This is a genomic window from Clostridium sp. CTA-5 (assembly GCF_054768135.1).
The window spans coordinates 74,145-86,157 of sequence record NZ_BAAAAT010000009.1; the positions used below are offsets into that span (position 1 = coordinate 74,145).

General features: G+C 25.6%; 9 protein-coding genes. 8 read left to right on the forward strand and 1 reads right to left on the reverse strand.

The window, feature by feature from the left end:
- Window positions 1–190: 190 nt before the first annotated feature.
- Entirely contained in the window at window positions 191–1,033 is an 843-nt protein-coding gene (locus ACYUET_RS14990) for a DegV family protein (protein WP_460280936.1), read from the reverse strand.
- Window positions 1,034–1,168: 135 nt separating this feature from the next.
- On the opposite strand from ACYUET_RS14990, the gene ACYUET_RS14995 reads away from it, so the two are divergent.
- From ACYUET_RS14995 to scfA, 8 genes are all read left to right on the forward strand, one after another.
- A complete protein-coding gene (locus ACYUET_RS14995) occupies window positions 1,169–1,744 on the forward strand; it encodes a TetR/AcrR family transcriptional regulator (protein WP_460280938.1) in 576 nt (191 codons plus the stop codon).
- A 394-nt stretch (window positions 1,745–2,138) separates the two neighbouring features.
- Entirely contained in the window at window positions 2,139–2,624 is a 486-nt protein-coding gene (locus ACYUET_RS15000; protein WP_460280940.1) for a flavodoxin family protein, read from the forward strand.
- Between the two features lie 246 nt (window positions 2,625–2,870).
- Window positions 2,871–3,425 carry a GNAT family N-acetyltransferase gene (locus ACYUET_RS15005; protein ID WP_460280942.1) on the forward strand — a complete coding sequence of 185 codons (555 nt, stop codon included), beginning with the start codon at window positions 2,871–2,873 and terminating at the stop codon, window positions 3,423–3,425.
- A gap of 28 nt (window positions 3,426–3,453) precedes the next feature.
- Window positions 3,454–4,674: an exonuclease SbcCD subunit D gene (locus tag ACYUET_RS15010; RefSeq protein WP_460280944.1), complete on the forward strand. Its 1,221-nt coding sequence runs from the start codon at window positions 3,454–3,456 to the stop codon at window positions 4,672–4,674.
- Window positions 4,661–8,206, forward strand: a complete 3,546-nt coding sequence (locus tag ACYUET_RS15015; protein WP_460280946.1) for an AAA family ATPase — start codon at window positions 4,661–4,663, stop codon at window positions 8,204–8,206. Before ACYUET_RS15010 ends, ACYUET_RS15015 begins: the two co-directional genes overlap by 14 nt.
- A gap of 66 nt (window positions 8,207–8,272) precedes the next feature.
- Window positions 8,273–8,833 carry a sugar O-acetyltransferase gene (locus ACYUET_RS15020; RefSeq protein ID WP_460280948.1) on the forward strand — a complete coding sequence of 187 codons (561 nt, stop codon included), beginning with the start codon at window positions 8,273–8,275 and terminating at the stop codon, window positions 8,831–8,833.
- A 198-nt stretch (window positions 8,834–9,031) separates the two neighbouring features.
- The gene (gene htpG, locus ACYUET_RS15025) at window positions 9,032–10,948 is read left to right on the forward strand and encodes a molecular chaperone HtpG (RefSeq protein WP_460280950.1); all 1,917 of its coding nucleotides are present in this window, start codon (window positions 9,032–9,034) and stop codon (window positions 10,946–10,948) included.
- A gap of 441 nt (window positions 10,949–11,389) precedes the next feature.
- Window positions 11,390–11,527, forward strand: coding sequence for a six-cysteine ranthipeptide SCIFF (gene scfA / locus ACYUET_RS15030; RefSeq protein WP_003371542.1), 138 nt, complete (start codon window positions 11,390–11,392; stop codon window positions 11,525–11,527).
- Window positions 11,528–12,013 lie beyond the last annotated feature (486 nt).

A 12,013-nucleotide genomic window follows, 5' to 3' on the forward strand; every position in this document is an offset into this window, starting at 1 on the left:
TCAAATCTGAAATAAATGAAATTGAAATTAAATTTATAATAAACAACAATTCAAATCTTAATATAACTTAAAAAAATGGCTTAAAGGTTGATATTATAGTATTTTAAGACATAGGCTAAACAATAAATAAAAGGTTGTCCAAAATTAAAGTTTAAGACAACCTTTTTCATATATCAAATTTAATATGATATTAATATATCCATGATATTCCAAAACTTCTAGCTCCCGTATGTACACTTATTACAGGTGATAGTTCTTCAATTAAGATTGTATGTTCAGGATATACTTCTAATACTTTTTCTTTTAATTTTAATGCAGAATCATAACCATTTGCATGAGCAATAATAATTTTTGAATTTGAAGTTAAGTTTTCACTTTCTATTAGTTCGATTAAATTATTATATACTTTGTTCATGGTTCTTACTTTGTTTTTTAATACTATCTCACCTTCTTCAAAAGATAAAATTGGTTTTATATTTAGTAATCTTCCAAAAGATGATGCCGATAAAGATATTCTTCCAGTTCTGCGTAAATGAGATAAATCATCTACTACTAAATATATTTTTGAATTTGATTTTATATATTCAAGGTTTTTCAAAATATCTTCAATAGAACTTCCATTTTTAATTAATTCTAACGTTGTTATTGCCATCTGTTTTTGAATAGTTGATGTAAAAAGAGAATCAAAAACTATTATTTTATCGTTGGAAACTTGATTTTTAGCTACTATTCCGGTTTGAAATGTACCACTCAATTTAGAGCTAATTGTAATATATATAATATAATCATATTTATCTACTATGTCCTCAAAAAGTTTTAAAACATCTCCAATCGATGGTTGTGAAGTGGTTGGAAGATGTATACATTCATTCATTTTAGAACAAAATTCGCTTGGAGTTATATCTATTCCGTCCTTAAAGGAGTTATCATCAATTATTAGTTCTAGTGGTAGTGAATATAAATTGTCGTTACTTTCAAATAATTTTTTATCAATTACAGCAGTGCTGTCTACAACAACGGCTATTTTATGCATAGAGTTCACCTCCGAAAAATGTTATTTATGTTACAAAAGGTACACTTGTAACACTTGTATGTTTATCATATAATATTGTAAAGTATGAAGTCAATAATATGAAATAAGTGGTACAAATAAGAGGGAAGGTTACAAATGAATCAATTTAAAGAAAAAGTTAATCCTATAACTTTGAGATCAAAAAACTGGATTGTAAATTCATTAATAGAATTAATGGATAAAAAACCTTATAATAAGATTACTTTAAAAGAAATTGCAGAAAATGTTGGACTAGCGAGACAAACTATTTATAGAAATTTTGCAACAAAGGAATCTATATTAGAATATTATGTGGATGGATTATACAATCAATTTATAAAAATAATTTCAGCTAAAAATGAATTAACACTAAATGATTTACTTATTACATATTTTGAATACTGGTATAAAAGTAAAGAATTTTTAAAAAATCTTATAGATAATAATGTATATTTAATATTGCTTGATTTACATTTAAAATATTTAAATTCAATGGCTACTAATAAAGAATTTAAAAAATTAACTTTTGTATCGGAAAATAGTTATTTTAATCATTTTTCAGCAGGGGGATTATGGTTTGTACTAAAAAGGTGGATTGAGGATGGTGCAGAAAAAACTCCTAAAGAAATGGCAAATATTATTTTGAATTTTTATCATATTAAAGGATTAAATACAGAAAATATAAAAGAATAAAATAATTAATCTATGTTTTAAAACAGTGTTGAGATTTTAGTATAAAGCAAATTCCAATGCCAGTTTGCTCTTATACTACAATATCAATATTCATTTAAAACAGAGCTAATAATTAAAATATATTATAAAGTTACATGAATAATAAATAATAAGAAAATAACCTTTGTTAGAGTAATCTACTTAAGGTTATTTTTTTATTTTCCAATTAATGAGTTATAATTAATAATATATAAGTTCCAATAAAGTTTTTTATTAATATAAATATTAGAATACTTATAAATTTCTATAATGATAAGAAACTTATATAGAATAACCAAAATAAATTATTTTAGTGTAAACTTAAAATATATTAATTTAATATTGTAATTATAATATGAGGTAGGGGGATAAATTTATGAAAATATCAATTTTATATTTTAGTAAGACAGGTAATACTAAAAGGGTAGCAGAGGTCATTAAAGAAGGAATTAATACTATTGATGATATTGAAGTGAAAACTATGAATTTAGATGAAATAGATTATAAATTTTTAGATGAGTCTAAGGCTGTTATATTTGGAACACCAACATATCATGCAAATATGACATGGCAAATGAAAAAATGGATAGATGAATCTAAAAATTGTAATTTAGAAGGTAAATTAGGTGCTGTATTTGCAACTGCTCACTATATTGGAGGAGGGGCTAATGTGGCGATGACAACTATGATAGATCATTTTATGGTTAAAGGTATGTTAATGTATTCTGGAGGTTCTGCACTAGGACAACCATACATTCATTTAGGACATGTATCTATAGGAAATGGTAATGAAGAAGAAGATAAGATAGCAAGAATATTTGGAGAAAGAATAGCACTAAAAGCAAAAGAGTTATTTAAATAATAAAATATCAATATTTACTTAAAGCATAACTAAAAAACATATTTATAGCTTTAATTTTGACAACATAAGGCATATGAAAGAAAATAAATAAGTGAAAGATTTTGAGGATATTTTGCGTCAGACAAGGAAGTGAAGCCTCGGAATAGCCCATCTATTGCAAGGTTTCGCTGACGAAGTATGACACAAAATAAACCAAAAGATTGACTTATTATTTTTTTGAATATGCCTAAAGTAAGGAGAAAACTAATGAATTCAATAATAGATTTAAATAGAAAAGATGGAGTAAAGGTATCAGCGGAGCTTAAGTTTTTGGATAAAAGTTATATTGGTAAAATACTTGAACTTCAAGAAGATATTATGAAGGGAATAGAAGACAAACAATTATATGTAGCTTCAAATGAAGATGAATTTATTAATTATTTTAACACAGGAAAAGCAATTGGGTATGTTACTAAAGATACTAAGGAATTAGTTGCTGTTGGAGTATATAGAAATGTAGGCTTAAAAGAGGACAATTATGGATATGATTTAGGGTTTAAGGATGAGGAACTTTTAAATGTAGGACAAGTTGAATTAACAATAGTAAAAGAAGAGTTTAGAGGGAATAGACTTCAGAAGATTCTTTGTGAGCATTTAGAGAAAATAGCAAAGGAAAATAAAACACCTATTATGTGTGCAACGGCATCACCATATAATAAACATAGTGTGAATACATTCAAAGCTTTAGGCTATAGGGTTGAAAAGGATAAAGTTAAATATGGTGGATTAAGAAGATATGTTTTAGTAAAGGATTTATATTAGAGGTTTTATAGAATAGGAGGAATATGATTTGAGGATACTGCATACAGGGGATTGGCATCTAGGTAAGAATTTAGAAGGCAAAAGTAGAATGGATGAACAGGAATTATTTTTAAATGATTTTGTAGAAATAGTTAAAAAAAATAATATAGATTTAGTAATTATTGCAGGAGACGTATATGATTCAAGCAATCCTCCAGCTAGAGCAGAAAAAATGTTTTATGACACATTAAAAAGAATTTCTTCTAATGGAGAAAGAATTACTCTAGTTATATCAGGAAATCATGATAATCCAGAAAGACTTATATCAGCTGGACCACTTGCTAGAGATCATGGAATTATAATGGTGGGGACACCTAAAACGATTGTTCAAACAGGGGAATATGGGAGACATAAGGTTATAGAATCAGGTGAAGGATATATAGAATTGAAACTTAATGGAGAAAAAGCTGTTATATTGACTGTACCATATCCAAGTGAAAAGAGATTAAATGAAGTTTTATATGGTGAAATGGACAATGAAGATGAGAGAGTTAAATCTTATAGTGAAAGAATACATTCATTATTTGACTCCTTAAAAGTCCACTATAAAGAAGATACGATAAATTTAGTAGCATCACATTTATTTTCAATGGGAAGTGAAGAAGGTGGTTCTGAAAGAAGTATACAACTTGGTGGAAGTTATATAGTAGATGGAGGATGTTTTCCAGAGGAAGCTCAATATATAGCTTTAGGTCATGTGCATAAGCCACAAATAGTACCAGGGACTAATAAAAGGGCAAGATACTGTGGATCTCCTATTCACTATAATAGAAAAGAAATAAATTTTGATAAAAAGTGCTTTATTGCTGATATAAAATCTGGTGAGACTCCTAATATAGAAGAAGTTAAGTTAAATGTTTATAAACCTATTGAAGTATGGAAATGTACCAATATTGATGAAGCAATATTAAAATGTAAGGAAAATGCAGAAAGAGAATGCTGGGTTTATCTTGAAATAGAGACGGATAGATATATAAGAGAAGATGAAATAAAGCAGATGAAAGACTTTAAAAAAGATATATTGGAGATAATTCCAAAGATTAAAGTAAATGATGAAGAGGATGATGTAAAGAATATATCAGAAAAGCCTTTTGATGAAATATTTAAGGAGTTTTATAAAAAAGAAAGAGGAGTAGATGCAGAGCAGGAACTAGTTGATTTGTTTTTAAATATAATGTCAGAAGTAGGTGAAGAAGATGAGACCAATTGAGCTTAGACTTAAGGGATTAAATAGCTTTATAGAGGAACAGAAAGTAGATTTTAATAAGTTGACAGAGAGAGGCTTATTTGGAATTTTTGGACCTACTGGTAGTGGAAAGTCAACTATTTTAGATGGAATAACCTTAGCTTTATATGGAGAGGTTTCTAGAAAAAGTTCTAATTATATAAATACTAATTGTGATTCACTAAATGTAAGTTTTGAATTTCAGATATCAGGTTCAGAGGCAAAAAGGTATATTGTAAGCAGAGAATTTAAACGTGATAATAAAACTGGAAATCCAAGGTCTTCAAGAGCTAAAATTATTGATATAACAGATGAAGTGGAAGAAGTTTTAGCAGATAAAGTAAGAACAGTAACTGAAAAATGTGAGGAAATAATAGGACTTGGATTAGAGGATTTTACTAGAACTGTAGTATTACCTCAAGGTAAATTTAGTGATTTTTTGAAACTTGAAGGAAAAAGTAGAAGAGAGATGCTTGAAAGATTATTTAATCTTCAAAAGTATGGGAATATTCTTTCAGTTAAGTTATCAAAAGAAATAAACAAAGAGAAAACACAAAATAATTTTTTAATGGGTGAATTAAAAGGTTATGAAGAAATTAATGAAGAAAAGCTTAGATTAAAAAATGAAGAGTTAAAAGAAGCTAGAAAGAGATTAAGTAGTGAAAATACTGAGTTAAAAAATATAGAGAAAATTTATAAAGATAGTGAAGAAGTTTGGAATTTACAACTTGAGTTAAATTCATATAAAGAACAAGAACAAATTTTAAATAATAAAGCTGCTGAAATACAAAAGAATAAAATTAAACTTATGCTTGGAGAATCAGCATTAAGGGTCAACCCATATATTTTAGCATATGAAAATACTTTAAAAGAAAGCAATAAAACTCAAGAAGAAAAACAAAGATTAGAAGAAGCTTTTAAAAATCTTAAGATTGAAAAAGAGGAATCAGAAAAAAAATTATTAGAAATTAGAGATAAAAAGGACAAAGAAATACCGGAATTAAAATTAAGAGAACAGAGAATAAATGATGCAATAAAAGAAAAGGATGCATTAGATATTTTAGATAATGAAATAAAAGAAGTTTCATTAAAGGTTGAAGTATTAAGAGAAAGATATAAGAAAGATAAAAATAAGTTCGGAACTATAGAAAATAGTATTAAGAATATAGATATAAATATAAAAGAATTAGAAGAAAGATTTGAAAGCTTAAAAGTGGATGATAATTTAAAAGCTAAAATTCAAGAAGGTCTTTTAATTAGTGAAAAATATAACTCATTTAAAAAAAATATAAATAGTAATGAAGAAAAATTCATTAATATAACTAAGGAAATAGAGACTTTAAAAGGAAAATTTAATGAATTAGAAAAAATATATAAAGAAAAATTTAATTTATTAAATGAAAATAAAGAAAAGTTAGAAGGATTAATTAAAAATTCTCCAGGTAAACAAGAAGATTTATTAATTCTTCAAAAAAACTTAACAGAATGTACTGATAAATGGGAAAAGTTTAATCAACATAGTAATGAAATAAAAAAGTCTAAAAATTTAATTAAAGAACTAGAGAGTTTATTATTAAAAGATAATGATAATAAAATGAATATTGAAAATGAATTATCAGTATTAAAAGAAAAATATAAAGAATTTGAAATAGAAAATTTATCTTTTGAAATAAGAAAGAATTTAGAAAATGGTCAATCATGTCCAGTTTGTGGATCTTTAGAACATAATATAGAAAGTGTAAATAATTTATTAATAGAAGATTTAGAAGATAAAAATTTAGCTGAATTAAACAATAAAATAAGTTTTAATGAAACTAATTTAAAATTATTAGAACAACAAATAACAATATATAATACAAAAATTAATTCTGAAAGAGAAAAAATTAAAGAAAAAACTTGTCAAATAGAAACTTTAGGAGAAGATTTCAAAAAAGTATCACCTAAAAATCTTCAAGAACAATTTATTAATTTTAAAAAAGAATTAGAAGAATATGAGTTAAAAAAAGAAACACTAGAAAATATACTTAATAAATTAAAGGATGAAAATCATTCTTTAGAAAATGAAATTAATAAAATATCAACTATAATAAAAGAAAAAGAAACTCAATCAAATTTAATAAATAAAGAATTAAGTAGAGATCAAGATGAATTTAATAATATAAATAAGGATTTAAATTCTATTAAAGAAGAAATTGGTGTTAGTGATTTTAAAGAGAAAAGTGATGAGATAGTAAATATAGAAAAAGAGAGAGAAAGTATATCAAATCAAATAAAGAGATTTAGAAGTGATTTTGAAACTTTGATTAAAGAAAAAGATAAAATACAAGATGAAGTAAATTTAATCACAGAAGAAGGAACATATGCACGTACATCATTAAATGAAAAAAATAAAAATAGGGAAGAGAAAATAAAACTTATAAAATCTAAGTTAGAAAAAGAACTGGATTTAATTGAAGATTTAAATAATATTAGCAAAGATAAACTTATTATTTTATTAGATTCAATAAAAAAAGAGATTGAATATATAGGAGAAGAATTTAAATTAATTCATAGATTAAAAGATACAGTTTGCATTAAATATGAAAAATGTAATGAAGAATTTATTTCAATAGTAGCTAAAGAAAATGAACTTATAAAGAGATGTGGATTAGAAAAAGAAAATGTAAGTAGAAGTTTAAAAGAAGAAAATTTTGAATCTATAGAGAGTGTAAAAGAAAATATTATCACTCAAAATGAGATTGAAAGATTAAAACAAGAAATAGAAAAATATAAAGAAGATTTATCTAAAATTAAGGGTGCTATAGAAAGTTCAATAAAAAAATTAAATAATAGGGAAATCTCTGAAGACGAGTGGTTTAACATTCAAAATAATATAAGGGAAAAGAAAAATGAAGTTGAACTATTAAATGAAGTCAAAATTAAGCTAGAAGAAGAATTCAAGTTTATAGATAATAAATTAAAGGAACTCAAAGATTTATTAATTAAAAAAGAGAAAATTGATCATAAATTAGCGTTGTTAGATGATTTAGATAAATTATTTAAGGGTAAAAAGTTTGTTGAATTTGTTGCACTTACGCAATTAAAATATATTTCAATTGAAGCATCTAAAAAGTTAAAAGAAATAACAAATGGTAATTATGGTTTAGAAGTAGATGAAAATGGTAAGTTCATAATAAGAGATTATAAAAATGGAGGAGCTGAAAGGGATGCTTCTACTCTTTCAGGGGGAGAAACTTTCCTAACTTCATTGGCATTAGCACTAGCACTGTCATCTCAAATACAGCTTAAAGGAACAGCGCCGCTAGAATTATTTTTCTTAGATGAAGGATTTGGAACACTAGATGATAATTTGTTAGAGGTAGTTATGAGTTCATTAGAAAGATTGCATAATGATAAATTAAAGGTTGGAATAATAAGTCATGTGGAATCAATAAAGAATAGAGTTCCAGTTAAATTAATACTTACACCAGCAGAAGCGGGTAATGGTGGAAGTAAGATAAAACTTGATAGAAGTTAAAAACATTAATGGGTAAAAGGAAAAATGTTTATGTAATATAATTAACATAAATTTGGAGGGGATAAGATGAGAGAAAAAGAAAAGATGATAAATGGAGAGCTTTACCTTACAAATGCAGAGGAATTAGCAAGTGAAAGACAATATGCTAAGGGAGTTATATTTAAATATAACTCATTAAGTCCAACACAAATTGAAGAAAAAAATAATTTGTTAAAAGATTTATTAGGAAAAGTAGGGGCTGAGTTTTGTATTGAATCTCCATTTAGATGTGCTTATGGGTATAATATCTTTTTAGATGAAAGTGTTTATATAAATTATAATTGTACAATATTAGACTGTGCAAAAGTTAAAATAGGTAAAAATGTAATGATTGGACCTTCAGTAAATATTTTCACAGCATGCCATCCTATAGAAGTGAATTTAAGACTTAAAGGGGTAGAGTATGCATCACCAGTTGAAATTGGAGATAATGTATGGATTGGTGGAGGAGTAACCATTACTCCAGGTGTTAAAATTGGAAATAATTCTGTTATTGGAGCCGGAAGTGTAGTAACTAAGGACATACCAGAAAATGTTGTAGCAGTTGGAAACCCTTGTAGGGTTATGAAGAAAATTAATAATAAGTAAAATTTATATTTATAGTGTTTAAGAATAAATAAAGGTCAAAGAAGGTCTAAAAAAGAGAAATTCTTAGATTTATACTGATTAGTTTAATGTAATTAACATTGGCTGAATTTTATAGGTACAACTTGTCGTTTTCTAAACATTGACAATTTTTTCGACTTTTATTAAAATAGCACTAGAAAAAAAGAGGAGTGATAAATTATGGTAAAGGAAAATGGGAATATTTCAATTCATACAGAGAATATTTTTCCAATAATAAAGAAATGGTTATATTCTGATAAAGACATATTTATAAGAGAACTTATAAGTAATGGTTGTGATGCCATAAGTAAATTAAAAAGATTAAGCTCTTTAGGAGAAGCTAATATAGGTGATGACGAAAAGTTTAAAATAACTGTTTCAGTAAATAAAGAAGAGAAAACTCTTAAGTTTACTGATAATGGAATCGGTATGACAGAAGAAGAAATTAGAAAATATATAAATCAAGTTGCTTTTTCTGGTGCAGAAGATTTTGTTGAAAAGTATAAAGATAAAATGGATGAAGGTAATGATATTATAGGTCATTTTGGATTAGGATTTTATTCAGCATTTATGGTTGCTGATAAGGTTCAAATTGATACATTGTCTTTCAAAGAGGGTGCAGAATCAGCTAAATGGATATGTGAAGGTGGAACTGAATATGAAATTTCTTCTTCTGAAGAAAAAAAAGATAGAGGAACAACTATAACATTATATATAAATGAAGATAGTGCAGACTTTTTAGATGAATTTAAACTTAGAACTATAATAACTAAATATTGTTCATTCTTACCAACGGAAATATATTTAGAGAATGAAAATAAACCTAAAGAAGAGCCTAAATATGAAACAAAGAAAAATGAGGATGGAACTGAATATCAAGAGTTAGTACAACCAGAAGAACCAAAGCCTTTAAATGATACTAAGCCTTTATGGATGAAAAAACCTAGTGAATGTACTGATGAAGAATATAAGGATTTTTATAGAAAAGTATTTACTGATTTTAATGAACCATTATTTTGGATTCATTTAAATGTTGATTATCCATTTAATTTAAAAGGAATATTATATTTCCCTAGATTAAAACATGAATTTGAAGCAACAGAAGGTCAGGTTAAACTTTATAATAATCAAGTGTTTGTAGCTGACAATATAAAAGAAGTAATACCAGAATTTTTATTACTTTTAAAAGGAACTATAGATTGTCCAGATTTACCACTTAACGTATCAAGAAGCTTTTTACAAAATGATAGAGATGTAGCTAAAATCTCTAATCATATAGTTAAAAAAGTTGCAGATAAGTTAACATCATTATTTAAAAATAGTAGAGAAGAATATAATAACTTCTGGAATGACATACAAATATTTATTAAATATGGTTGCTTAAGAGATGAGAAGTTCTATGAAAAAATAAAGGATATAATAGTCTTTAAGACTATTAATGATGAATATATTACATTAAAAGATTATCTTGAAAAATCAAAAGAAAAGCATGAAAATAAAGTATTCTATGTAAGCAATGAACAACAACAATCACAATATATAAAATTATTTAAAGAATATAATCTAGATGCTATAGTTTTAGATGCTAGCTTAGATAATCACTTTATATCTTTCTTAGAAATGCAAGAAAGAGGAGTTCAATTTACAAGAATAGATTCAGACATTTCAGATGTGTTAAAATCTGATGATGAAGATTCAAAAGAATTAAATAGCAAAATAGAAGAAATATTTAAATCATCACTTGGAGATAAGATAAGCAAGATTTCAATAGAAGGATTAAAAAATGAAGAAACACCTGCTATGATTTTAATCTCAGAACATTCAAGAAGAATGGCTGAAATGAGTAAAATGTATGCAGCAATGAATATGCCAGCAGGTATGTTTAATGAAGAAAAAACTTTAGTAATTAATAATAAAAATGCTATTGTGAAGAAGCTTATATCTCTTTATGAAGATGAATCTAAAAAAGAGGAAGTTAAATTTATTTGTGAACATATATTAGATTTAGCTAAAATAGCAAGTAATGAATTAACTCCTGAAGATATGGATAACTTTATAAAAAGGAATAACTCTCTTTTAGGAAAAATAGTATTGTAGAATAATAGAGATATCTAATAATCAAGTGGCTCTCTCAAAAACATATTAAGTATTTGAGAGAGTCACTTGTTGATTTACTATGTTTTAAAATAGCATTGATATTGTAGTATAAGGTTGAACTAACATTGGAATTTGCTTTTTATAATTGTTAAGTGAAAGTCAAAGATGAACGTCAAAATTTTATATTTGGCAACATGAATCTACTGGACTAATGTACAGAATTATAATACAAGATCAATATTCAGTTAAAACATAGTATTATGATAAAGTTACAAATTTTAGTTAAAATACTTCATTAATTAACATCATGATACTGTTTACAAAGAATAATCTTGCTATAATTTGAGTATAAATTAAAAAGGTGGTAAGCTTGTTCTTTAATACCTGAGCGTATTATGGTATAATTACACCGTATATTTTTAATATGGAGGAGTTTTTATAATGAAACACATAAAAACAATTAACAAAACAAACATAAAAAATAGTTTATGTAAACCAGGATGCAAAGAATGTGCAAACTCATGCCAATCAGCATGTAAAACATCTTGCACAGTTGCAAACTTAGAGTGCGAAAACTAATTTACCTTAATAGCAGTAACTAAATAGTTGCTGCTAACTTTTTTACTATAGTATATATTCTAATTAAGTTAATATAGTTATAATTTTTTATTTCATGTTTCTAATTTATATAGAAAATTATATATTTAATTAACAATATTTATTTAGAATAATATATATCAAAAAAATTCTATATAAGTTCCTAACTATAATAGTTAAATTATAGATTTATAAATAATATAAAAATTATATTAATAAATTACTATGTTTTAAAACCGTGTTGATATTCTAGTATAAGGGCGAACTGGCATTGGAATTTGCTTTTTAGAACTCTTAAGTAAGAGTCAAAATTTTATATTTTGCTACTCGAACTTACTCAGCGAATGTATATGAGTCGAGTTTCCTTTTAGTCTTATAATTAATTGCTTGTCAGCAATCTGTGATTGGGAACATGCATTAATTGGACTAAGCTTTATTTTAGAGTTCTTAAAGTAAATTCCTCTGTCC